General features: G+C 58.7%; 19 protein-coding genes. 2 read left to right on the top strand and 17 right to left on the bottom strand.

The window, feature by feature from the left end:
- Positions 1 to 159: 159 nt before the first annotated feature.
- Complete coding sequence (locus HY011_11705; GenBank protein MBI3423594.1) at positions 160 to 1,146, bottom strand: aldo/keto reductase; 987 nt, start codon at positions 1,144 to 1,146, stop codon at positions 160 to 162.
- A gap of 516 nt (positions 1,147 to 1,662) precedes the next feature.
- Here HY011_11705 and HY011_11710 point away from each other — a divergent pair.
- The gene (locus HY011_11710) at positions 1,663 to 2,823 is read left to right on the top strand and encodes a dipeptidase (GenBank protein ID MBI3423595.1); all 1,161 of its coding nucleotides are present in this window, start codon (positions 1,663 to 1,665) and stop codon (positions 2,821 to 2,823) included.
- Here HY011_11710 and HY011_11715 read toward each other — a convergent pair.
- The 10 genes from HY011_11715 to HY011_11760 form a co-directional block, all read right to left on the bottom strand.
- Positions 2,792 to 5,266, bottom strand: coding sequence for a YfhO family protein (locus tag HY011_11715; GenBank protein MBI3423596.1), 2,475 nt, complete (start codon positions 5,264 to 5,266; stop codon positions 2,792 to 2,794). The two genes, HY011_11710 and HY011_11715, sit on opposite strands and share 32 nt — an antisense overlap.
- Positions 5,267 to 5,643: 377 nt before the next feature.
- The gene (locus HY011_11720; GenBank protein MBI3423597.1) at positions 5,644 to 7,317 is read right to left on the bottom strand and encodes a GH3 auxin-responsive promoter family protein; all 1,674 of its coding nucleotides are present in this window, start codon (positions 7,315 to 7,317) and stop codon (positions 5,644 to 5,646) included.
- A 5-nt stretch (positions 7,318 to 7,322) separates the two neighbouring features.
- Complete coding sequence (locus HY011_11725; protein ID MBI3423598.1) at positions 7,323 to 7,970, bottom strand: nuclear transport factor 2 family protein; 648 nt, start codon at positions 7,968 to 7,970, stop codon at positions 7,323 to 7,325.
- The gene (locus tag HY011_11730; protein ID MBI3423599.1) at positions 7,967 to 9,019 is read right to left on the bottom strand and encodes a Rieske 2Fe-2S domain-containing protein; all 1,053 of its coding nucleotides are present in this window, start codon (positions 9,017 to 9,019) and stop codon (positions 7,967 to 7,969) included. The genes HY011_11725 and HY011_11730 overlap by 4 nt, the downstream gene beginning before the upstream one ends.
- Positions 9,016 to 9,669 (bottom strand): phosphatase PAP2 family protein, encoded by a 654-nt coding sequence (locus tag HY011_11735; GenBank protein MBI3423600.1) that lies wholly within the window; start codon positions 9,667 to 9,669, stop codon positions 9,016 to 9,018. Before HY011_11735 ends, HY011_11730 begins: the two co-directional genes overlap by 4 nt.
- Complete coding sequence (locus HY011_11740) at positions 9,662 to 10,402, bottom strand: hypothetical protein (protein ID MBI3423601.1); 741 nt, start codon at positions 10,400 to 10,402, stop codon at positions 9,662 to 9,664. Before HY011_11740 ends, HY011_11735 begins: the two co-directional genes overlap by 8 nt.
- Positions 10,403 to 10,411: 9 nt before the next feature.
- Entirely contained in the window at positions 10,412 to 11,422 is a 1,011-nt protein-coding gene (locus tag HY011_11745) for a fatty acid desaturase (protein ID MBI3423602.1), read from the bottom strand.
- Positions 11,419 to 12,411 carry a diiron oxygenase gene (locus HY011_11750; protein MBI3423603.1) on the bottom strand — a complete coding sequence of 331 codons (993 nt, stop codon included), beginning with the start codon at positions 12,409 to 12,411 and terminating at the stop codon, positions 11,419 to 11,421. Before HY011_11750 ends, HY011_11745 begins: the two co-directional genes overlap by 4 nt.
- 101 nt (positions 12,412 to 12,512) lie before the next feature.
- A complete protein-coding gene (locus HY011_11755; protein ID MBI3423604.1) occupies positions 12,513 to 13,271 on the bottom strand; it encodes a hypothetical protein in 759 nt (252 codons plus the stop codon).
- Complete coding sequence (locus HY011_11760) at positions 13,234 to 14,349, bottom strand: hypothetical protein (protein ID MBI3423605.1); 1,116 nt, start codon at positions 14,347 to 14,349, stop codon at positions 13,234 to 13,236. Before HY011_11760 ends, HY011_11755 begins: the two co-directional genes overlap by 38 nt.
- Positions 14,350 to 14,514: 165 nt before the next feature.
- On the opposite strand from HY011_11760, the gene HY011_11765 reads away from it, so the two are divergent.
- Positions 14,515 to 14,787: a transposase gene (locus HY011_11765; protein MBI3423606.1), complete on the top strand. Its 273-nt coding sequence runs from the start codon at positions 14,515 to 14,517 to the stop codon at positions 14,785 to 14,787.
- Between the two features lie 1,002 nt (positions 14,788 to 15,789).
- On the opposite strand, the gene HY011_11770 is transcribed toward HY011_11765, so the two are convergent.
- From HY011_11770 to HY011_11795, 6 genes are all read right to left on the bottom strand, one after another.
- Positions 15,790 to 17,238 (bottom strand): B12-binding domain-containing radical SAM protein, encoded by a 1,449-nt coding sequence (locus tag HY011_11770; GenBank protein MBI3423607.1) that lies wholly within the window; start codon positions 17,236 to 17,238, stop codon positions 15,790 to 15,792.
- Positions 17,239 to 17,312: 74 nt separating this feature from the next.
- Positions 17,313 to 18,683, bottom strand: a complete 1,371-nt coding sequence (locus tag HY011_11775) for a B12-binding domain-containing radical SAM protein (protein ID MBI3423608.1) — start codon at positions 18,681 to 18,683, stop codon at positions 17,313 to 17,315.
- An 87-nt stretch (positions 18,684 to 18,770) separates the two neighbouring features.
- The gene (locus tag HY011_11780) at positions 18,771 to 18,956 is read right to left on the bottom strand and encodes a hypothetical protein (GenBank protein MBI3423609.1); all 186 of its coding nucleotides are present in this window, start codon (positions 18,954 to 18,956) and stop codon (positions 18,771 to 18,773) included.
- A 40-nt stretch (positions 18,957 to 18,996) separates the two neighbouring features.
- Entirely contained in the window at positions 18,997 to 20,811 is a 1,815-nt protein-coding gene (locus HY011_11785; GenBank protein MBI3423610.1) for a DNA mismatch repair protein MutS, read from the bottom strand.
- The gene (locus HY011_11790; protein ID MBI3423611.1) at positions 20,801 to 21,916 is read right to left on the bottom strand and encodes a hypothetical protein; all 1,116 of its coding nucleotides are present in this window, start codon (positions 21,914 to 21,916) and stop codon (positions 20,801 to 20,803) included. The genes HY011_11785 and HY011_11790 overlap by 11 nt, the downstream gene beginning before the upstream one ends.
- Positions 21,917 to 22,074: 158 nt before the next feature.
- Positions 22,075 to 22,755: a nucleotidyl transferase AbiEii/AbiGii toxin family protein gene (locus HY011_11795; GenBank protein ID MBI3423612.1), complete on the bottom strand. Its 681-nt coding sequence runs from the start codon at positions 22,753 to 22,755 to the stop codon at positions 22,075 to 22,077.
- Positions 22,756 to 22,764: the final 9 nt, after the last annotated feature.

Genomic DNA, 22,764 nt, shown 5'->3' on the forward strand with positions numbered 1-22,764 from the left:
GCAGTACCGCGCGCGTCAGCAAGCGGAGACTCAGGGTGTGCCGTATTACGCCAGCGTTGACGCACCGCTTGCTGACGCGCGCGGTACTGCCCCGGAGCGCGCCGCCCGTACATTCAATTGCAAACTGATCTAAGGCTGACTTGACGTTTTCCCAATGTTTTACCAGTAATGATGGGCAAACGGTTTGAGACGTGTCTCGTATAACTGCCGCACCGCTTGCATCGTCGCGTCATCCAGCGCAGGCAAGTCTGCCGCCGCGCAATTCTCGGCGGCTTGGGCAGGGCGGCGCGCGCCTGGAATCGAGCAAGTCACGGCCTCGAACATCTGAATCCATCGCAATGCAAATTGCGCCAGTGTGACGCCGCTGGGCACGAGCTTTTTTAGTTCATCCACCGCCAACAACTGCGTTTCGTAATCAATCCCCGAAAACGTCTCGCCCCGATCAAACGCCTCGCCGTGCCGATTGAAGGCCCGATGATCGTCAGCGGCAAAGGTGCTGGCGCGCGTCAGCCTGCCCGTCAACATGCCCGACGACAGCGGCAAGCGCGCCAGAATGCCGACCCGTTTCTTTTGCGCTTCGGCGAAGAATAACTCCGCCGGGCGCTGGCGAAAGGCGTTGAAGATGATTTGCACTGACTGCACGCCGGGGTATTCGATAGCTTTCAAGGCTTCTTCGACGCGTTCGACGCTGACGCCATAAAAACGCAGCTTGCCTTGTTCGACCAATTTGTCCAGCGCGGCAAACACTTCGGGATGGTAATAAACGTCAGTGGGTGGGCAATGCAGTTGCAACAAATCGAGCGTCTCGGTTTCGAGGTTCTGTAAACTGCGTTCGACAAACGCCGTTAGGTTGGCGGCGGTGTAACCATCAGCTATGTGCGGATTCAAACGGCGACCGGCTTTGGTGGCGATGATGATGTTGGCGTCAGGGCGGGCGCGTTTAAGCTGCGCCAGCAAATGTTCGCTGTGGCCGTCGCCATACACATCCGCCGTGTCAAAAAAGTTGACGCCCAAATCTATGGCCCGGTGCAAGGCGGCCAGCGACTCCTGGTCATCCACCGCGCCCCAGGCGCTGCCGATGGCCCAGGCGCCGAAACTGATGGTGGAAATGCGCCAGCCTGTCCGGCCCAATTCACGATATTGCATCTACGGTCTGCTCCTCATTGATGTACAGGATAGAATTGCGAGGGGCCAATCATCTTGGCTGGCTGCGGTTTTCGCAAGCCGCCTGGGTACGCAGCGCTGCCAGCGTGCGGGACTGATTCAAAGACGCCCTAGTCTCACCGGATTTTGTGGTTTGGTGTTTTCCAGCGCCAGCGGCGCGAAATGTTTATAGCAACCAGCCGAAGCTAGGCGCTGAGCTCCGTTAGGAGCGACATCTGAGCGTCGGCAGATACCGCCCCGCTGGGGCTCGCGTGCTTTTTCGCACTCCAACTATAAACATTTCGCCCCGCCGGGGCTGTCACCACAAAATCCGCTGTGACCAGGAAAATCTGTCAATCCTGTGAAATTGTGACTTGGGTTAGCGGAACTTGGTTCCTGAAAGTGGCGAGCATGAATAGACCCTGGGTGCGTACCCAAGTTGTTTGCCAGAGCGCCGCCCCGTGTGGCAGCATCCGCAACTCATCTCTATACCCTTGTTTCGCGAAGGCATCCCTCGATATGAAAAAGTTACTGTTGGTCTTGCTCGTTTTGCTGTTGCTCGTGCCCGCTTTCCTGCATTACAGCTATCTGCCCAGCCGGGCGAAAGCCATGAATCCCACGCTCAACGCGCCACCTTACGCGGCTTCCACCGCAGCCAAAGCGCTGCATCAAATGCTGCGCGTGGCCGATATGCACGCCGATTCGTTGCTGTGGGGACGCGACCTGAATCAACGCAGCGCCTGGGGCCATGTGGATGTGCCGCGTCTGTTGGAAGGCAACGTCGTGTTGCAGGGCTTCACGGTCGTGACCAAAGTGCCGCAGAACATGAACATCGAGAGCAACACAGGAGATTCAGATCAAATCCGCTTGCTCTCCGTCGCCAGTTTCTGGCCGCCCAGCGCCTGGTCGAGCCTGACCGAACGTGCGTTGCATCAGGCCGCCTTGCTGCACAAATACGCCGCCGCTTCCGGTGGCAAACTGACGATCATCAAATCGCAAGCCGATATGTTTCAGTACATGGAACGCCGCAAACAAGACCCGCATATCACTGCCGGTTTTCTGGGTATCGAAGGCGCGCACGCGCTGGATGGCAAGCTGGAAAATCTGGATCGGTTGTATGCGGCGGGCTATCGCATGATCGGCCTGGCGCACTTTTTCGACAATGAATTTGCCGGTTCGGCGCACGGCGTAACCAAAGGCGGCCTGACGCCGTTGGGCAAACAACTGGTCGAAAAGCTCGAAGAGAAAAAGATGTTCATTGATTTGGCGCACGCTTCGCCCGCTGTCATTAACGATGTGTTGAAGCTGGCCCGGCGTCCGGTGTTGGTGTCGCACACGGGCGTGCGCGCCACCTGCGACAACGCCCGCAACCTGAGTGACGAGCAACTCAAGCGCATTTCGGATTCCGCCGGCGTCGTCGGCATCGGGTTTTGGGACACGGCCACCTGCGGCAAAGATGCCAAAGCCATCGCCCAAGCAATTCGGCACGCCGTGGATGTGATGGGCGTAGACCACGTGGCGCTGGGTTCCGATTTTGACGGGGCCATCGCCGCGCCATTCGATGCGACGGGGCTGGTGCAGATTACTGACGCCTTGCTACAAGAGAAATTCAGCGAAGCCGACATTCGCAAAATCATGGGCGAGAACGTCATTCGGACGCTGCAGTTCTTTTTGCCCTGAATTTATGTGTGAGCCACACGGCTGCCAGCATAAACCAGGTGCTGGCAGAAATGGCCGCGCCGATGAGCAAGCTCAGGGGGCGAAAGCGTAACTCGACCGTATGCTCGCCAGCGGGCAAGACAATTCCGCGAAGCAGGTAATCCACCCGCAATACTTCCGCTGGTTTGCCATCCACCGTGGCGCGCCAACCTGGGAACCACGGTTCACTCAAAACTAAGAGCGCAGTCTGCGTGTGCTTGGTTTGTGCGCGCAGATAGCCGCTCCGACGCGCGGCAATATTGACTTGGCCCGGCGTGGCTGCCGCAACAGGCGTGCTTAACAGGGAACTCACTTGCTGTTGCGCATCCGATTCGATCAAGGCGACGCGCTGTGGATCGAACTCGCCCAGCGCCGCATCGCGCGTTTCACCACGCAGTATGGCCTGCTGTTGAGTTTCATCACGCACGGCGATTTGTGACACTAGCCAGGCGCGCGGCAGGGCTTGCTGATTTTCAAAAATGTAAAAGCCCGTCGTGCCCGCCAACTCAGGACGCGCACGCCAGCGCATCACACCACGCTGGTTGAGCGCGTTAAAGCGTTCGATCAGATGCGGACGCACGACTAGATAACGCACATTCAATAAATCGAGCACGCGGTTTTGCGGTTCAACGAGGTCGAGCCGATGGCTGAAACCGGCTTCGTCAATGCCGGTCAGTTCGCGATAACGCCACAAAATCAACGGGTCACGCCCGACCGTCAGTTCGTGTCCGTAATACCAAAACGGATCGAAGGCATAAGGCCCAGGCTCGCTCAATAAATGATAGCGCAGCGGCTCTGTCGCGTTTTGTTGCGCCGCGAGTTGCGGCGCAAACCCGGTGCCCAACAGCGGCTCAAACCCGGTGCTTGAGCGAATCGGCGTCACCAGCGCGTACAACTGGTAATCTACCAGCAAGGCCAACAACAACAACCAGCACCAGCGTTGCGCCTTCACACGCGTGAAAAAGAGCAACCCCAGCGACGCCACACCTGCCGTGATCACCGGCACCACAAATTCCGCTGGTGCATTACGCAAAAAGCCTGGCGGCAAATCCCAATGCGTTGCGGCGCGCACGCAGCTTTCTACCGCCCACGGCCAACGCCACACGCTGAGTGCGAAGGCCGCACAGAGCACAAACAACAAGCTGCTCGCCCAACGCACGCTACGCCGCACTGCCGCGCCATCCAGCACGTCATTCGAGGCGCGCAACATTCGGTCAACCGCTACACCTGCCAACAGCGCGGTCGTCAGCGCCGCCACCATCCACCAGCGATTGGTGCAGCGGAAGCCGCCCAGCAAGGTGTAGCGTTGATACAACCGCGCTGCTTCACCCAGATATGCGCCACTCGCCAGCAGCAGGGCTATGAATGTCGCGACGAGCCAGAACATGCCTGCCCGGTTGCGCGCACGCACAACCAGCCACGCGCCTGCTAACGCCAGCGCCAAGGCGAGCGGCCCCAGATACAAGACTGTTTCGTTGTGATGCCAGTATGCGCCCCAGAAACCCAGTTTGTACGGGCTGACGTGGCCTACGCCGCCGTGCCAAAACGGGAAGATTGCGGTAAGCCAAGTCACCGGATGCAAACTGTTAAGCGCGAATTCTTCGAAGCGGTAATGTGGGCGAATCGAATAGCGACTGAGTTCAACCGCAGGCAGCAATTGTACGGCAGACAGTAACCCGCCCAAAACGTAGATCAACAAACAACGGCTGAGAAAGGCGAGACGGGGAACGGTAGCGCCCCGATTCTCTGTGCCAGTCTCACCAAAACCCAACATATCTTCAGGCCGCCGCCAAAACGCACAAAAGAGCGCATAGCCGCACGCCAGCAAGGCGCTGTACACCAGCATCTGCGGATGCCCGGCAAAGAATTGCCACGCGACAACGACACCGCCCAGAATGACTTCGCGCCGTCCGCCGCCACGCCAGAGCCGTTCGATGCAGTAAATCACCAGCGGCACCAATGCATAACTGCGCGGCGTGCTGGGATACAAAATGCGCCCGACCAGAAAGCCGTTGAAGGCGTAGATCACTGCTGTCACCGCGCTGGCCTGGCGCAACAATCCCATGCTGCGCGCGCAGGCATACGCCGCCAACAGCGCCAGCACGAAGGTCAAAATCTGCGAGAGCGTCAGCATCGGGCCGGTCGGGCTGAGCAACAGCGGCCAGATAAAAGGATCGAGCAACCCCGCCTGCAAATTGGTGAACAGCGGCAAGCCGCCGAAGGGGCCGGGGTTCCACCAGGGAAATTGACCCGCGCGCAACTGCTCTGCCGCCAGCTTCACCAGCGGGTACAAGAACATCGCCACATCGCCGCTTGCGAGCGTCGTGCGGCCCAGCGTCTCTTGCCAGAAAAAGGCGAAGGGCAGCAGCAGCAAGGCCAGCAGTTTTAAGCGATGTCGTGGGAACGTCGAAAAGAATTGCTTCATCGTTGCCGGGAAATCTCAAGGTCGGGAGTCGAATCTCTCCGGTTCGGCTCAGCGCAAGTGTGTTGCAGGAAACTGATGCCGAGCCGTAACGCCCAGCTATCTTAGCTTGACGCACAGATTTTGGCGACCAGCTAACCAGCGCGAGTGTCCGTCAACATTTTGCGCGAGGCTGCGACACAGCGGGCCAATAGTCGGTGCGGCACGAGTAGCGCAACCCTGCCGAGGTTGCGCGGCTTCAGGTATTTCAACCTGGGTTGTCAGTGACAGAACGGCGAAGCCCGCGCAACCTCGGCAGGGTTGCGCTACGCATGTGCCAGCCGCTCTTCCCCTCAAAACACTCCTCGCAAAACTTTGATAGGCATTCGCTGGCAGGGAATTCAGGCGAGAAACGCGCCGTCAAAGACTTGCGCCCAACCCGCGCGGCGCTGCAACAACGCGGGTTTGATGTCGCCAGCACGTTGCCCGTGCGCCTGGCAATTGGCGAGATACGCATCCGCGCCCTGGCCGCGAATGCGGAAGACGCGCAACGCGCCGAGTTGGCCGAGGTCGCGGCAATAGCGGTAATGGAAATTTTCCTGCAAGGCCGTTTCCAACGCCTCGGCCAGCGCGCGCAACATTGCCGCAGCGGCATCAATTTCGATGTAGAGCGTATAAGCGGGTGGTTGCAACGTGGTTTCGCAGGCGAGCAGCGTGAAGGTGGGCTGTAGCGACAAACGCGCGAGCACTTCAGTCAATGCTGGCGACACATGCCGTTCATTCAACTTTTCGCCGAACCAGTCGGAGACCTGCGCGGCCCGGCCCACAAAACGCAGGCGCGGGCTTTGACCTTGATGACCGGCGACTTCGACCAGGTCTTGCAGTTGGTACCGATACAACCCGCCACTGGTCGTCAGCACTACGGCATAACATCGCCCAGCTTCCAACTCATGCGCGAGTCTTGGTTGCGCTGTCTGGCACGCGCCGGTCGCCGCATCGGCGGGCAGGAATTCAAAAAAATGCGAACGCAGGGCGAGCAATGCGCCCGCTTGGTTCCAGGTTGGGAACGAGACAAAGCCTTCGGTGGCCAGCAAGCCTTTGCCTTGCAATCGGGCGTGTGGGAACACGCGCGCCAGAGCTTCGGCATACGGCGCGGCTTGCGCATCAGCCCAGCAACTGAGCACGCGCAAGCGTGGCCACAAGCGCGTGTGCAACTCGGCGGACGTGCGACTCGCTTGAAAGGCCGCGCTGATTTCAGCCGCGCGTTTTGGCGCGGGGCGCAACGCAGTCTGTAGTTCAGCGCGCACGTCAGCCGCCAACGCCACGCTCAACGTGCCGCGCGCGATGTCTTCAACCAGCGCTTGCCGCCATGCTCCCAAACCTTCCACCAGCAATGTCAGAAAGGTTGGGTTCCAAACCGAAATCAACGCCAGCGCGCGGGTGCGCAAGAGAAACAGCAACGTGACGTAACGAAACGCTTCCATCTCTTCGATCAAGCGCACGCACGACGGCACGGCCAGTACGGCTTGCGCTAGGCGGCGTTGCCAACCGCCCAGATATGCGCTGTCGTCTTCAAACCCAATCGGCACGCCGCCCGCTGTGTGCGCGGCGCGTTGCGTGACCGGCGAGACAGACCAATACGCCTGCCCGCCCAACAAACGCGGTTCGTGCCAATGCAAATCGCAGAGCCAGGCGGCCAGTGCGCGTTGAAATTCGTGTTTCAGTTCGGCGGTGTAGGGAATCAGTTTGGTTGCAGCGCTCGAACCGCTGGTTGGTTCCAGCAACAGCACAGGCGCGCGTGTCAACACCGCCTGTTGCCCAGCGCTGATGGCGGCGAGGTGCGTTGCGTAATCTTCGTAAGTCGAAAGCGGCACGCGCGCTTGATATTCCGCCACCGAATGGATCGAAGCGAAGTCATGCTGTTGTCCAAATGACGTGTCGGTATTGCGGCGCAGATAACGCAGCAGCAATTGCCGTTGCGCGCGTGCCGGATCGCGTTGCGCCAAGCGCAACTGCAATGCTTCCGGCCCACACGAGGCCAGCCAGAGGCCATTAGCGACGAGACGTGTGAGCATGCGCGTTAGGCCTGTTGGGGCTTGCGGCGGAAGAATGCCGCGCCCGCGAGCAAGCCGAGGATTGCGCCAATCACCAAACCGATCAGACCCGACGTCCACAAGACATGCTGTGACACCAGCAGCAAAACCGGATTGTCGAAGGCATCCGTCGAAGCGTGAAAGCTGCGAATCATCCAGCCATCAGTGTCTGTTGGGCCATCCGGCGTTTTGAACACAGTGATGGTGAAGCGGCTGTTCAAACCGAATCGCTTGCCATCCGTCAGCACATATTGATCGTTCATCTGGCCGTAGGAGAGACCGACGTCATTATGCACTGTGCGCGATTCGACAATCGGGTCGGCGGTAAAACTCGCCACCCGATGGCCGGGCGCTTTGAGCATGCGCTCGTAATAATCCAGCAAGGCTTGGCGGCCTTTGAGCACTGCGCCATCGGGGAAGATGATCACCACATCGGGATGCAGGTACCGTGTCAGCGCGGCGGTGTCGCCACGGTTATAAGCTTCTTTGACGGCGCTGCGCAGGCGATCCAGTCCCACCGTCGAAGTGTCGCCAGCCGTGGATGGCGCAGGTTCCGCCGCCGTGACAGGGATAGCGGCCAAGGCAAACAGCAGGCCGACAAACGAGGCGAACAGCAACGTTGATTTTGCGATCATTGGGGCTCCTTTTTTTGGTTGGTTACACCACGTGAAGCGCTGGCCAGCCAGCGCAAATAGTCAACCAGTTGACGATCTGCGCCGATCAGGTGCGCGGGGTCGTAATGCACATCGTTGAGCAATTGCGTGTCCGGTTTGAGAAAGGCGCGAATGAAATGACGTTTGACCCGCACGTCGCATTGATCGAGCGCGCGCCAGCCCGGACGCCGCCGCCGCCAGATGGTCACGCGCACGAGCGACCGCGTGGGCGTGAGCGGGCGGATTTCAGTCATACCGTAACTCGTCGTGCGCGGCGTCTCGTCACGCAAAACATCCGTGTCGTGGAAATGCGCTAGCGTAAAGGCGAGCGTGCCCGACCAAACGGTGACATCCATCGTCACTCTGCGCCCGGCCAAGCGGCGCGTCAGGCGGTCACGCCAATTTGCGCCGCTGACCTCAAAGGTCGCGACGATGCGGCGCGCTGCCGGATGCGGCGTCGTGACCGTTGGCGTGCTGACCAGATGCCGGTCGTGCGCGGCGGCGAAATGTTGCACGTCAAATCCGTTGGTGCCGATCAACCACCACGGGCAATCCAACGTGAATTCAAAGGGCGGCGCGGCGCTCAATTCGGCAGCTTCGGTCGCGGCAAAAAACGGCAGCGGATAGGCCGCTGTTGCCGCCGGAAAGACAAAGACGCGACCGGCGCGTTCAGCGGTGCAATAGGCCTGTTGTTGGGCCGCGCGCGGGATGTGCGCTTGTGTGGGAATCCAGGCGCATTGCCCATCCGCGCCGAAACGCCAGCCGTGGAAGGGGCAAACGATTTGATCGCCGCGCACACAACCTTTCGCCAGGTCAGCGCCCAGATGCCAGCAACGTGCGTCCAGCACGACCGCCTGGCCGCTGCCGGTGCGATACGCCACCAGGCGGCGGCCAAACAGATCAAGACTCAGCGGCTGTTGCGTCACTTGAGCGGCTTGGGCCGCCAGATACCAGCCAAACGGCCACGTGGGAAACGCTGTCGCCGGAGGCGTTAATGCGGACTCAGTGGCAGTTGCGAATGCGCGCGTCATAAGGCTCCTCGTTCAGCCAGGCGTATCGTTGCGGTTGAGCTGCTGCGCCAAGCCCACCAATGCGCCAACCAGCCCAGCGTAATGCCGGGCGGCAGATCCACCCAATAATGCTGCTTGGTGGCGAGCGTCGCGTAACCGATCAACGCGACCCACAGCGGCAGCAACACATTCAACCAGCGCCGCAACGCGCCCGCCGTCACCGCGCTGGCCGTGCAGGCGGAATACGTCGCCAGCGCCATGTGCAGCGACGGAAAGCTATTCGCGGTCGTGTCGTAGCCCACCAGCAAGCGATACAGCGCCTCATCAACAAACGCCGTTGGGCGCGGGCCTGCCACCGGCCAAAGCAAGAAGCAGGTGAAGCCGATCAGCATCACCAGCACAAAGCCGCGCGCATAACGCCGCAACTGCGCGGTGGATTCGCACAGCCACGCCAACGGCAGCAAGAGATAAACGGATTGATAAACCCAAACCCAGCCGGGCGCGAACGGCACGGCGCGATCAACGCTCGTCAATTCAAACTCGGTGGCGGGCCGCCACGGATAATACTCAAGCGCAAAGTAGCCCGCGCAAAAGACCACGGTCAGTGCCGTGCCGAGCGCGAGTTTCAGCGGCCAATGCGCCAGCAAACGATTGCGCAGATGACTAGGCATTGTCTCTCAAAGGATCAGTCGGCGGCTCAACTTTGCGCCCATCCGCCCAACCGGCAAAGGGCGTGAGAATACGACGGCCCGGTGAAACCTCGCCGGGGCCGACCCACGAACCCGGCAGCAAGATTGAATACGCGCCGACCAGCGCATCATTGCCGATGCGCACGGGCGCGGCCAGCAACACTAATTGGCCGCTGTGATTGGGCAGCATCAAATGCGGGCTAATTTTGACGCCCGCGCCAAAGGCTACGCGGTCGCCGATGTCGAGCAACGAACGATCGAGAATCTGCAAGCCCGGTGTCCAGTAAACGAACTTGCCGACGCGCGCGCCCCACAAACGCAGCCAGGTTGAATAGAGTCCCGGCACCAAGCGCAGTAGTTCTTCGAGCCACGGCAGCCGGTTGAAAATCACCTGCCATTGCGAACTGAGCCACCACGTCAGAAAGGGCGCGGAACCGAACGCCATTTGGCCGTCGGGCAAAGGCCGCCACTTCAGCAGCGCGCGCACGGCCAGCGGCGGCAGCAGCAATAACCACGCGGGCGCGAGACACCACGTCCAACGCGGCCAGCGCCCCGTGGCGGGCAAGAAAACGAGCAAGACCGTGCAGACGACATTCAGAAACGGGACATAGCCAGCGGCGATCATCAGCAGGCGTTGGCCCAGCGTCATCGTTAGCGCCGGGTTCGCGGCGCGCGTGCCTTCGCGCAAAAAAGGTTCGGTGGTGGATGGAGTCATAGCGTTTGTTCAACGAATCACTTTGCCCGCAAATCGGTTTTCGACACGCTCCGTGGCCTTGCGCGGCCCGGCCCACATGCGCAGATAAACCCAGGGCAGAAAGACGCGATCATCGCCCGCCGCCCGGCCCAGCTTTTCCAGATGAAGCCAGGAAACCGTCGGATGTTCGTGATGCACGCGATGCCAGTTGTGATTGAGCCACAATTTATCCAGCGGCCACCACAACCAAACGTTGCGCGCGCCCCGCGTGATGTGGCGTTCGGTGGCGTAATGGTGGAGGTATTGCAACCCCGACCACAGCGCGCCGAACACGCCATAAATGACGAGATAATGCGCCAGCGGAATCTGCATCCACCAAACGATCAGCCCGTGCAATACACAAACGCCGAGAGCTTCGAGTTGAATCAGACGGCGGTATTTCGGATTGAGCGCCTCCATAAACGCCGCGCTGGGCCGGTCAAACGCGAACCAGCGGCGTTTGAAGACAAAGGGCAGCAGCAAGACGGCCAAATTGCCGAGCACGATGATCAGATAGAACAGTCCGGTCAAAATGCCGATCCATTGCGTCCATTTCCAGAGCGGTGCTTCGCCCTCGAACCACAGATCAAAGGCCTCGTCATCCGAACGGTTGCGCAGGTGGTGGCCTAGATGGCCCTGCCGCAACAGATGAAACTGCACGGGGAAGAATGCTGCCATCACGACGCCGCCCGCCAGATTGGCGCGCGCGTTGGTGAAGAGCATGCCGTGTTCAGCTTCGTGGATGATGCTGTAAACGCCCACCATCAAGAGCGCGAAGCCGCACGCCAACGCCGCCAGCGCCCACGGCCCAACCACCACGGCAGCCGCGTGAAAGCACGCGAAGATGGCCAGCAGTTGCAACACCATGATCGCTGCATTCAAGCGGTCGGGGATGCGCCAGATGTCGGCAGGCAAACGCTGCAAGGCCGCCGTGTCGAGTGTTTCGCGATAATCCGCTTCGCCTGGCAGCTTGGGCGTGGCGTTGAAGGCGGCGCTGTTCATGCGCTGCCTCCTTCCGCAAAGAGGCGGCGGCGCAAATGGGCGAATTCCGGCAGCCGGTCAAACAACGCGCGGCTGATCGGCGTGGCTTCGGGCGAATACATCATTTGGCGGTAGCCGGGATTCTCAGCCAAGCCCGCCACGGCGTTGAGCAACTGTGGCCGTCGCGTCTCCAAGTCAGGGAATTCCGCCAGTAGTAATTCAATCAGGCGGACGTTGGTGCGTTTCGGTTTGAACAGGAACGCCGTCAAAACGCCCGTCAGCAGCCAGACATTCAAGCGTCGCAACCAGGCCGGGCGGCGTTGATAAAACGCTTCGAGCAAATGCCAGTCGAGTTGCACGTGCCTGATTTCGTCTTCGGCGTGCGCGCGATAAGCGGCCTGGAATTGCGGCTCAACCGTTTCCGCCGCCAGCGCCGCGTAACGCTTGCTCATCATGAGCGAACGCTCCTCCATCAACAGCATCAGCCACAGCAGCAGCGGGAACACACGCGGCCGCGCTGTCATCTGGCGCAGCAACAGCAGGAACAGGCGTGGCAGCCGCACAATGTGATAATCGCTGGTGGCGTACCATTGGCTGGTGGCCAGTTGATTCAGGCGGCGAAACATTTGGGTATGTTGCTGCTCTTCGGTTTGAAAGTTGCGCAAAGCCGTCGCGAGTTCCGCTGGCAGCGGGTTGCGCAACAAACTCGTGAGCACAGGGCCGCCGATTTCCAGTTCAAAAAAACAAATGAGTTCGTTTTGCAGCAGCCCGACCAGTTGGTTGTAGCGCCGCTGTTGCGCGGGGCTGAGTTCGGCAAAGACCGCCGTATGCGCTAGCGGAGCCAGGCTCGGACAAGTGAACAGCCGCGTGTGATCTAGCGGGCGTTCCAATGCCAGCCGCGCCGTCGCCGTGCCGTGCTGGGCGGCTTGGGCGTTGATGCGTTCGATAGGCATGCGGTTGCGCTGGGCAATAGTTAGGTTCATGGGCGGCACATATTGTTCATTGTTCATTTGTCATTGTTCATTGGTGATTGTCAGAAGCGCGTCTGGCTCAGTCGCACTGACAATGAACAATGAACAATGACAAATCCTCAAAAATCATACCTGGTATCTCATCCGCCAACCATCCGCGCGCCTGCGGGCGTCAGGTTGGCGCGCGTCAATTCCGTCAAACATGCCAATTCATCGCCGCGCGCGTGCCCCGGATTCGCCTGCGCAAAAAAGGCGACGTGCGGGTCTTGCAGGCGTTGCGGCGTGAGTTCGGCCACGCCCGGTTGCAGCGGCGCGCTTTGGTTGAATCGAATTACGCCGCCGGTCGCGTCGTATTGCGCACCGAATTTCTGTTGCCCCAATTGATCGAGCAAGCCTTTGAGCGGCGGCGGCGTGGGTTGTTGATAATTCGGATAAAACGCGCGAAAGAAGAGCGGCAGATAGCGATAGGTTTTGTAACCCGAACTGATGAGGAACCAATATGCGCGCGCCGCAGGGATTTGCTCGGCCAAGCTGAAAACATGGCGGCTCCACAAACGCGGCAGCGCCGTTTCGCCCCAATACTCACGCTGAATGATCGTGTCGCCGGAAAAGAACGCGACGACCGGTTGCGCGTCGAGCGTCGCTTGCAAGCGCATCAGCGTCGAAAAGCCGCGCACCCGTTCGGTCAGCGCATCGCGCAAAATGATGGCCCATTCTTTTTCGGCCAGATCGCTTTCAAACTGTTGGCGCGTCGGCCCGGCAAAGTAACGCGCGAGCAGCGCATACATTTGCTCAAGCTCGCGCGCACGCAATGCACTTACGCGCAGCACCTCACCCACCAGCCGGTTTTCGCCCGGCGTTTCAGAGTGTGGCGATTTCGAGCCATGGGGTTCGGTCATCAAGTCGCGCATAAAACTCCTCTCCTCCTTCCCAAAAAGCCAGATAGAGCTGACTCGGATAAGCGATGTGCGCATAGGCACGTGCGGCGGGCAATAGCGCATCGCGTTCCGCCAACCCGATCATCAGATAATCGTGGCCGCGCCGCACCGCCGAGTTATAAAGGGCGCGCAGCAGCGCCTGAAAAATTTCAACGTCGTCATCGGCGATGCAAACAAAGGCGGCATAACCATAGCGAATCTCAGCGCCGATGGGCGGCAAACGCGGCCCGCCCCGCAGCCGCGCCCAGGCGTTGTAAAACGGTTTCGCCACGCGCAGTCCTGGCGCATAACCGCGCACCACTGTTTGCTTGTATGCGGATTGATCCCACAGCCCCAGCACACCGACGATGGCGCCGTCGCGCCGTGCAACGAACAAATCTTCAATGCGAAAGCCAAGTGTCGCAGGGCCGCCCAGCAAGTCCTGTGTCTGCCAAACTTGATAGAATTGCCTGCGCGCGCCGTGCTGTTGCAAAAAGGCGGCGATGGCGGGTGCGTCTGCTGCCGTGGCTGTCGTGATGTCAGCCTGGCATTGCAACGCGGGTTTCATGCGGCCCAACGCGAGCGCGAGCGTGTAAAGCCGCCCCAAGGCACGAAATTCAGGAAAGTGCGGACGGCGTTGACTGACCAAGACGCCCAGCGCTTCTGTATTGCCTTCGATCAATGAAACCAGATAGGCGGGCAGCGGATCGGCCTCGTGCAGTTGTTTCAAAAAGCGGAAGCCACGCGACACCAGCCAACGCCCGCGCTGCGCTTGGGCCACACGCAACTGCCCCAGATAGCCCAGCCGTTCGGCGCGTCCGTTGACAAAGACCGCGCGGCTGGCGCGACAGGCTACACCCACCACTTCGCCCGCGCCTTCATTCGGCATTGCATGTGCCACCAGCACCTGACAGTTCTGCCCCAGCGTCGCGCATCCGGCGAAATACTCAGGCTCGCGCTCAAAGCTCACCGTGATGCGGCCTGGCACCGGGTTGTGCGCCAGCAAGTGCCGAATTGCCAGGTCGTCGCCAGAAGCTGCCAATTCAACCGCAAAATCCATCTTTTCCTAGAGGGTGTTATTAACTTTCCCGCTTTGTTTTCAGCGGTTTGCTAACGCCCACCGGCCCGCTTGACGACTTTGATAGGCTTTCTCCAGGGGCAAGAAAAGCTTATCCGAGTGATGTTAGTGATGCCGCATAGGCGCCCTCTCGCACCATACCTAACCTTGATGACCGAAGACGCTCCGCAAGGCAATTATCTATTGCGCAAGGTCTTCAACGGCCTGCGCTGGATAGTGCGAGGCGGCTCGTCCTGGCGAATGCTGCCGCACGCTGTGTCGCCCTGGGCTGTTGTCCACCAGCAACCGCAACATTGGTTCAAAGTCAAAGTCTTTGCAGCGATCGCCCACGACTGCGAACTGTCTGACGGATCGCCGCTGGCCGGCAGGACGTGCCGATGGCTGCGATCTTCGACAGTCGGCACTGCAATCAATGATTGAGTGCGACGCGCGCCGGTTACGACGGCGCCAAACGCCGGAAAGGCAATAAAGTCCATCAGGTGGTCGACACGTTAGGACTCCTGCTTGCGTGATGTGTGACTGCGGCTGATGAAGAGGATTGCGCTCAAGTCACTGAACTCGCGTGAGCGTATTCAAGCCGAGACCGGCGGGATGGTCGAGATCGCCTTCATCAATCAACGGCAACAGTTCGCCAGGCAGTGTCGGCATAATGAAGACGCTCGTGTAAAAGAAATCTTCAGAAGCATACGTGGCCTGCCATTTCTCTTTCAAAGATCAGAAATTGGCAAAGTCGAGCTAAGAATACGAATTACGTACATGTTGTTTGTTGAACATACAGCAACTATTGGCACTGTATGGCTGAAAAACAACCATTCAATACTAAAGCAAAGTAAATGCTAAATTATCCGAATAAATCTGGTGCTTTCTCCCCGATATTTGTGGCATTAGACTTGCAAAATACTGAACGTGTTTGATTAAGACCTAGGAGAATGGACAGCATAACGAAATGCTGTTGGAACGTAATTCTGTGGGGGGCGTTCCGCATTTGCTCTCGGGTCATTATAAACCTGGGCCGGCCGCAAACGGGTGATCGGTTGGCTCAGGCTTTTTTATAAAGTCCTCTTTCGTGGAACTGTAAGAGTTCAAACGCACCATACCTAACCTTGATGACCGAAGACGCTCTGCAAGGCGATTATCTATTGCGCGAGGTCTTCAACGGCCTGCGCTGGATAGCGCGAGGCGGCTCGTCCTGGCGAATGCTGCCGCACACTTGCCGCCCCGGTCTGTTGTCTACCGGCAACCGCAACATTGGTTCAAAGCCAAAGTCTTTGCAGCGATCGCCCACGACTGCGCACTGTCTGACGGATCGCCGCTGGCCGGCAGGACGTGCCGATGGCTGCGATCTTCGACAGCCGAACACTGCAATCGCGCGGCGCGCACCGGTTACGACAGCGCCAAACGCCGGAAAGGCAATAAAGTCCATCAGGTGGTCGATACGTTGGGGCTCCTGCTGGCCTTGGCGGAGCGCTGCGCGGCTTCTTTCATAGCAGGCAAGGATGCCTGCGCTCCCAGGATAGGCGCTCCCACCTTTAGCAACTCGCCCTTATACGCCTCATCGCCCAGCGGATAATCTTTGCGCTGCATGACCTCGCCGCGAAACATCAGGTTGATCGTGAAAAAGCTCGACCACATAAACCAATTACCCGCGTTTACCTGCGGGTCAAGGCTGCGTTTGAAAATCGAAGGCAGGCTGTAAAACGCCTGGCGCGCTTCGATGCAACGCTGCTTGACCAGTTCGGCGCTCATGCCGCGCGGCACAAACGGCACCATGCCGTAACGGTATTCGGGATGCAGCCACCATTTGTCATACAGCAAGCGCCCCTCGCGTTCGAGCCGTTCATACAGCGGCGTGCCGGGAAACGGGGTCAGGTGATTAAAGGCGACGATATAAAACTTGTGGCGCATGGCGAATTCCAGCGTCGTTTGCAGCGTGTCGCCATCGTCATCGTCATAGCCCAAAATAAACGTCACATACAGACGAATGCCATGTCGGCGCAAATTCGCCAGCGCCTGTTCATAGCCGCCTTTCATCGTGTTGAACGACTTGTGCATCTTGCGCAGGTTGTCTGGGTTGAGCGATTCAAAGCCGATCAACAGGCCCTGGCAGCCGCTGGCTTTGATGAGTTGCAGAAACTCTTCATCGTGCGCGGCGTTGATGCTGGCTTGCGACACCCAGCGAATCTTGAGCGGAATCAGGGCGCGGAAAAACTCCTTGGCCTGTTCCATATTGGAGGTGATGTTGTCGTCCACAAAAAAGATCAGCGGCTTCTTGACCTGGTTGATCTCTTCGATGATCTCGGCCACGGGACGGCGCGTTTGTGTGCTGTTGAAATAAGACTGAATCGCGCAGAACTCGCAACGGAAATGACAGCCGCGTCCGGCTTCGACCAAGCCGACGGGCAGATAACGCTTGCCCGCGAAGATCGAACGATCAGGCCGCAGGCCGCATAACGATGGGCGCTGCGCCTGTTTGTAAACACATTGCAGACGGCCTGCCCGAAAATCATCCAGCACCTGCGGCCACAATCCTTCGGCCTCGCCCACGACGATGCTTTCGGCATATTCGCTGGCTTCTTCGGGCACCAGCGTCGGATGAAACCCGCCCATCACCACCGGCACGCCGCGCCGCCGGTATTCCGATGCGATTTGATAGGCGCGTTTGGCGGTATAGGTCTCGACGCTCATCGCCACCAGATCGGTCGGTTCGTCATAAGGGATGCGCTCCATCCGGTCGTCATAGAATTTGACCTCTACGTCACGCGGCGTCAGCCCCGCCAATGTCGCGGGCGCGAGCGGCTCCATTTGCCACGCGCGTATGTAGGGCTGCCTCACGCGGCGTCCGATGCAAGGATGTACGAGCGTCAGTCTCATCGTTTGTCCCCAGCAATCGTAGGACGGACTTTAGTCTGTCCGGCTTACACAAACAGGACAGACTAAAGTCCGTCCTACGATTGCAAACCCAATTGCCAATCGCAGGTATAAAACTTGTCGAGGTGATAGGCGTAAAAGCGATAGCCCAGGTTGGCCGACAGCGCGACCGGCAATTGCGTGCGCGCGCCCGCCAAGCGTTTGAGGATCGAGCCGTAGCTGTAAGTCTTGCGCCAGGCGCGTCCTGTGTTTTGTAGCAACTGTTCGGCGGTCATTTGTTTGGGTTGATAGACGACGTGCTGGCCGTCATACAGGCTCCAATTTTGCGTGTTGATGCGGCCTTCAGCCAACAGCCGTTTGTAAACGCCCGTGCCGGGGAAGGGCACCTGAATCGCGTAACGCGGCAAATCCACTTTGGCTTCCATGACAAAATCAACCGTCTCATCAAACGTATCCAACGTGTCGTGATCGAAGCCGAAGACGAAACAGCCCATGATCGCAATGCCGCGCGCGTGCAATTGCCGCACGACGAAATGGTAATCGCGCCGCATGTTGAACGACTTCTTGGTTTCATCGAGCGAAGCTTGCGAGAGCGATTCAAACCCCAGCAAAAGCCCCCGGCAACCGCTGCGCGCGGCCAGATCGAGCAATTCATCATCCCAGGCAATTGTTGTCGTCGCCAATCCGCCCCACTTGAGCTTCAGCGGAATCAGCGCGGTGAACAGTTCTTTGGCGTATTCCAGATCGGCGATCAGATTCAAGTCGAGAAAGATCAAGCGCCGCGCACCCATCTGGCGAATGTCGGCGATGACATCGGCGACGGGTTTCTGAATCGGCTTGCCCCAGGCCGCCGGGACGACACAGAAATCGCACTGATAGATGCAGCCGCGCGTCGCTTCGATGGTGTGCGCGACGTTGACCAGATTGGTGTCGAACAGTTCGCGTTTCGGCAACGGCAGATTGGCGAGGCTCAGCGTGGGGCTTTGGTCGTAGCGTTTTTGCATACGGCCCGCGACGAAATCGCGCAACAATTGCGGCCAGGATTCTTCGGCATAACCGACAACCAGCGCATCGGCGTGTTGTTGCGCTTCGTGCGGCAGCAGCGTTGGATGGACGCCGCCGAGCACGACGGGGATATTGCGTTTGCGCAACTGCGCGGCGATTTCATAGGCGCGCGGCGCGGTGCCGGTAATTGCGCTGATGCCCACCAAGTCAGCATCAATTTCGTCCGGGCGGATCTCATCAATGCCTTCGTCAAGCACGCTGACTTCGTGCGGAATGTCAGGCGGGATCAGCGCCGCCAGCGTCGTCAGCGTCAGCGGCGCATAGCGCATCGTCTTTTTCCAAATGCCGCCGCGATGGCGATACAGCGGGCCACGCGGCGAGAGCAATTTGATCCGCAGCTTGTTCGTTGAATTCGGCGCAACCTGCTTGGCGCTGGCTTCCATAAATCTCCTCCCGAGTTTTGCTGTCGCAAACGGCAGTTCAGAGAATCTCCAACGGCGATAGGAACGAGCCGTGGCTGACTGGCTCGACTAGCTCTCCGGCATCGCCGCAAAGTTGTAATGTGTGTGTGTTAAGGCGGGCGGAAAATAGCACACGTTGGCGGGCATTCCAATCTTGCCGCGCGTGCCAGCGCTATGTTTCGCCACGACGGCGCAGAGTATAATCAGATTGGTTGGCGGCGTCAGGTTGAGTTGTGACGCTTTTGAAATCGCCACAGACGGCTGAGCAAGTGTCACAAATACTGCGGCGGCGGCTTCAGACTTCCAAACCGATGGCGCGCATCAATTCCAATGCATTGCTGCGTTCGACGACGCCCGCGTGCATGTGGTAATCGAAATACATCTGGCCGTCTTTCAATTCATCCTGGAAATGCACATTGCGCGCGCGCCCATTCAGGTCCGCTTCCATACGTGTCAGCGCCAGATCGTGCGTCGTCACCAGGCCTAGCGCGCCGCGTGCGACCAGCCCTTTGACCACGGCGCTCGCCCCAATCGCGCGGTCGTGCGAATTGGTGCCGCTCAGAATTTCATCCAGCAAAAACAGCAGCGGCAATTCGTGGCGAGTCAATTCGACGATTTGCCGCAAGCGTGTGATCTCGGCATAGAAACGCGAGGCGCCCGCCTGCAGCGAATCCAGAATATGAATCGAAGCCCCAACGTTCAGCCGTGCCAACCGCAAACGTTTGGCCCGCACCGGCGCCCCGGCGAGCGCCAGCACGACATTGACACCGACCGTGCGCATCAGCGTGCTTTTGCCGGACATATTCGAACCGCTGATGATCAGCAATTGGTTTTGCGCGTCAAGCCGGACATCATTGCGCACACAACGCGCCGCCGGAATCAGCGGATGCCCAAGCTGTGTGCCTTCATAGCAACACACGCCTTCGACTAACTCCGGGAACGGATCATCGGGATGCTCGTAAGCGTACCCGGCCAGCGAATTCAATGCTTCCAATTCAGCCAACGCATCCAGCCAACGCGCAATCTGGCGTCCATATCTGGCGCGCCAGCGTTCGATGCCCAGCGCAATATGCACCGGTATCAGCAGCACAAAGGCGAGGGGCGCGACGAGTTGATTGCGCGTCCAATCCAGTCGTTCGCACAGCCGATGCAGGCGCGCGATCTGTTGCGAAGGTGACAACCCTTCGGCCTCCAATTCAGCGCGCAATTGCTTCAGCCGTGGCGAAACAAAGCGTTCCTGCTCAAAACGCGCCAGCAGTTGCACCAGCAATTTCAAATCGCGGCTGGGCCGTTCAACCGCGCTGATGGCGTGCGCCACGTCAGCGCGCACGCGCAGCAGAAAGAGCGTCAGCAGCAACAGCGCCGCAAATGCCAATTGCCCCCAGCCATACACAAACCACAGCGCCACCGCCGGCAAGGCGAACAGGCTCAGCAGCAACGCGCAAAGCTGAATACCGCGTGAAGTAAACGTCGGCGTGCCATTGCCCCACGCCGCCAACTCTGTGTGATGAATGCCGGTGCGCATCTCTTCACCCAGCAAAGCCAGGTCTTCGCGCAAATCCAACTTCGCGCGCAATTCGTCCACGGCCTGTTGGCGTTGGTTGATCTCTGGGATAGACGTAGGGGCGAGCAGCCAACCGGCCAGCCGCTCTTCGCCTGCGCGGGTGCGCGCCGTGCACAGCAATTCAAACAGCGAACCCTGCCCGAACAAATCCAGGTCTTCTGCATAAGGGTGCTGCGGATTGGCGAAACGCGCGCCCAGATTACCGCGCCCAGCCCAACTGAGTTGCTGCTCATCCAGGCGCGAGAGGCAGTATTCATAAAATTGCACTGCACGTTCCGCTTCGGCTTTGGCCTCGCGCATTTGCTGATGCTTGACCATCAGCGCGATGAACACGACGACTGGCAACGCCAGCCACCAAGCTGATAACCAGCCTGCAAACCCGATGGCCAGGGTGGCGAGGCCAATGACGAAGACGATACGCCGCCATTTCCAGAGCGTTTGGCTACGGGCCTCTTCGGCGGCGACGCGGGCGCGGCGTGCAGCGAGACGGTTAGTGTATTCGGCAAGAGGATCGGTTATGAAGGCCGGTGGCGTTTCACTGTTCATCTAAGATTGGTTGCACCTTTCGTAAGCGTCGCAGCAAAGTTCGTTTTTTGGGCGAGTCACTGCAAGTAATCAGAAAACACTTCAGCCATTCTTTGGTTCTTTTGCGCTTGCTGTTTGCGAGTCGGGCAAGCTGCTGGTAATTGTACCGTAACACCTCATCCTTGGTTGGCTCTTCGCTCTCATAAATCGCAGCCATCTCCTTTTTCGATACTTGCGACGCTTGTTGGTCAAAAACAAATCCATTCGCGCCGCAACATCGTTTGTATTTAACTGTCTGTGTTTTGCTCCAAAGTTTTAGATTTGGTCCCAGGGCCGGCCAATGCTCATTATCTTCATAAGCGATAGTGAAAGAAATCGTGACTGTAGTCACGCCATCTGCTTCGGTGACTTTTGGTGTAGTTGTAGAGAAGAAGATTTCAGGTTGAGCGCCGCCCCCGCTCATGTATCTCTCCACTGGATAATTCAGCACCTGCTTGATGCCCCGAGAAGTAATCTCATACCAGTTGGAATCCCACATGCCAAAACCTGTGCCATGACCGGTCTGAGGGGTAATGACCAGCCATTGCTGGTTTGTCCTTCGAATTAGCCGATGAGGGGGTGGATGCCATCTTTGTTCAATATCAATCTTGCCAAGAAATTTCCATTTGTGGTGGTTGCTGGAATCAATAGGTTTGAAGATCAAGTACCGGCAAAGCCCGTCGGTGAATATCCGAAGCATGGTTTCATCCCCTGACTCGGCATCAAGCGGCAAACGAAAAATATCGGCTTCGCACATGCAGTAAGGTCTGGAAAACCTGTCATCCTGGATTCCCAATCTCTGCCAATAATTCAATAGGGAAAAATCGGAAGATTGGTTGTGCGTTCTTACATAGCGTCTCATCTCGAATGGCGAGACTGGCCCTCGTCGCCTGGGTTGTGGTGTTGGCGTGACCGTTGGTGAAGGCGCAGGCCTTGTTGGCGGTTGAAGCAAAGTCAAAGCCGATGGTGAAGGGGAAACTATTACTCGTGGCGCTGGGCTGGGTTGAAAACGCACCCACAACAAGCCGCCAACGCTCGCAACCAGCAAGCTGACGATCAACACACGCACGCCGAATGGGAAATCCATTTACGCCTCCTGAAGCCGGAGATAAGAGGCGTCAGAAGTATCACTGTTCGGCGAGACGATGTAGGCGTGAGACCGCACTCATGGCCTGTGGCTATCCGCAGGAGTTCGGTTGCAGGGCTGGCGAATCAACGCAAACTGCACTTCGTGGGAATCAATGGTTATGATTTGATGACTGAAGCCGGGTCACTTTCATCACGTTCGTCTTTGGCCCGCATGAGGTCAGCTTCCAGATAAAGGCTTTTCATATCCTGAATGGGCCAGTAGGCGCCGCGCCCAAAGAGCACGCGTAATAACTGTGCTACTTTATCGCGGTCAACCAGCCCATCCTGGCGTAACAGCCAAAGCAGGTCGAGATAATCTTTCCCGCGGTCAGCCAGCTTTTTCATGATGACTAGCCATTCAGGAGTAACGACCGGCAGTCCTACACCCGAAGACACAGCGTCGGCGAGCGCTGCCTGATAAACTTCTGCCGTGTCGTCGTCGCGCACGATCCAGTCCACGTTAATCACGCGCTCGCCCACTTTGGCTGGATAAGTTACGCCGCCAAAGGTCAAGTTGCGGGTGGCTTCCAAGCTCAGTACCGCCGCCGCGATCAAATCCACATCCGTCGTCGCCCGCGTGAAGCCGTACAAGTGCATGGCGATGCCGCCTGCCAACGCGCACGCGACGCCTTCGCGCTGGGCAATCTCGGCAATCTGCAAAGCGGCGGCCAGTCCATCATCGGTCGAGATGGATTGCGCTTCGGGCGAACTTTGGCGGCGGATAGTGGCGCGTGCGACGGCGGATAAACCCGCGACACGGCCCGTTAAAGATTCATCGTTGAGATTTGGGTTTGTCATAATGTTGCC

This window comes from Acidobacteriota bacterium (assembly GCA_016196035.1).
Taxonomy (GTDB): domain Bacteria; phylum Acidobacteriota; class Blastocatellia; order RBC074; family RBC074; genus JACPYM01.

What these genes read in the sequence shown, in the direction of transcription:
- HY011_11705 (MBI3423594.1), bottom strand. Translation starts at nt 1,146, where the DNA reads ATGCAATATCGTGAATTGGGCCGGACAGGCTGGCGCATTTCCACCATC.
- HY011_11710 (MBI3423595.1), top strand. Translation starts at nt 1,663, where the DNA reads ATGAAAAAGTTACTGTTGGTCTTGCTCGTTTTGCTGTTGCTCGTGCCC.
- HY011_11715 (MBI3423596.1), bottom strand. Translation starts at nt 5,266, where the DNA reads ATGAAGCAATTCTTTTCGACGTTCCCACGACATCGCTTAAAACTGCTG.
- HY011_11720 (MBI3423597.1), bottom strand. Translation starts at nt 7,317, where the DNA reads ATGCTCACACGTCTCGTCGCTAATGGCCTCTGGCTGGCCTCGTGTGGG.
- HY011_11725 (MBI3423598.1), bottom strand. Translation starts at nt 7,970, where the DNA reads ATGATCGCAAAATCAACGTTGCTGTTCGCCTCGTTTGTCGGCCTGCTG.
- HY011_11730 (MBI3423599.1), bottom strand. Translation starts at nt 9,019, where the DNA reads ATGACGCGCGCATTCGCAACTGCCACTGAGTCCGCATTAACGCCTCCG.
- HY011_11735 (MBI3423600.1), bottom strand. Translation starts at nt 9,669, where the DNA reads ATGCCTAGTCATCTGCGCAATCGTTTGCTGGCGCATTGGCCGCTGAAA.
- HY011_11740 (MBI3423601.1), bottom strand. Translation starts at nt 10,402, where the DNA reads ATGACTCCATCCACCACCGAACCTTTTTTGCGCGAAGGCACGCGCGCC.
- HY011_11745 (MBI3423602.1), bottom strand. Translation starts at nt 11,422, where the DNA reads ATGAACAGCGCCGCCTTCAACGCCACGCCCAAGCTGCCAGGCGAAGCG.
- HY011_11750 (MBI3423603.1), bottom strand. Translation starts at nt 12,411, where the DNA reads ATGAACAATGAACAATATGTGCCGCCCATGAACCTAACTATTGCCCAG.
- HY011_11755 (MBI3423604.1), bottom strand. Translation starts at nt 13,271, where the DNA reads ATGACCGAACCCCATGGCTCGAAATCGCCACACTCTGAAACGCCGGGC.
- HY011_11760 (MBI3423605.1), bottom strand. Translation starts at nt 14,349, where the DNA reads ATGGATTTTGCGGTTGAATTGGCAGCTTCTGGCGACGACCTGGCAATT.
- HY011_11770 (MBI3423607.1), bottom strand. Translation starts at nt 17,238, where the DNA reads ATGAGACTGACGCTCGTACATCCTTGCATCGGACGCCGCGTGAGGCAG.
- HY011_11775 (MBI3423608.1), bottom strand. Translation starts at nt 18,683, where the DNA reads ATGGAAGCCAGCGCCAAGCAGGTTGCGCCGAATTCAACGAACAAGCTG.
- HY011_11785 (MBI3423610.1), bottom strand. Translation starts at nt 20,811, where the DNA reads ATGAACAGTGAAACGCCACCGGCCTTCATAACCGATCCTCTTGCCGAA.
- HY011_11790 (MBI3423611.1), bottom strand. Translation starts at nt 21,916, where the DNA reads ATGGATTTCCCATTCGGCGTGCGTGTGTTGATCGTCAGCTTGCTGGTT.
- HY011_11795 (MBI3423612.1), bottom strand. Translation starts at nt 22,755, where the DNA reads ATGACAAACCCAAATCTCAACGATGAATCTTTAACGGGCCGTGTCGCG.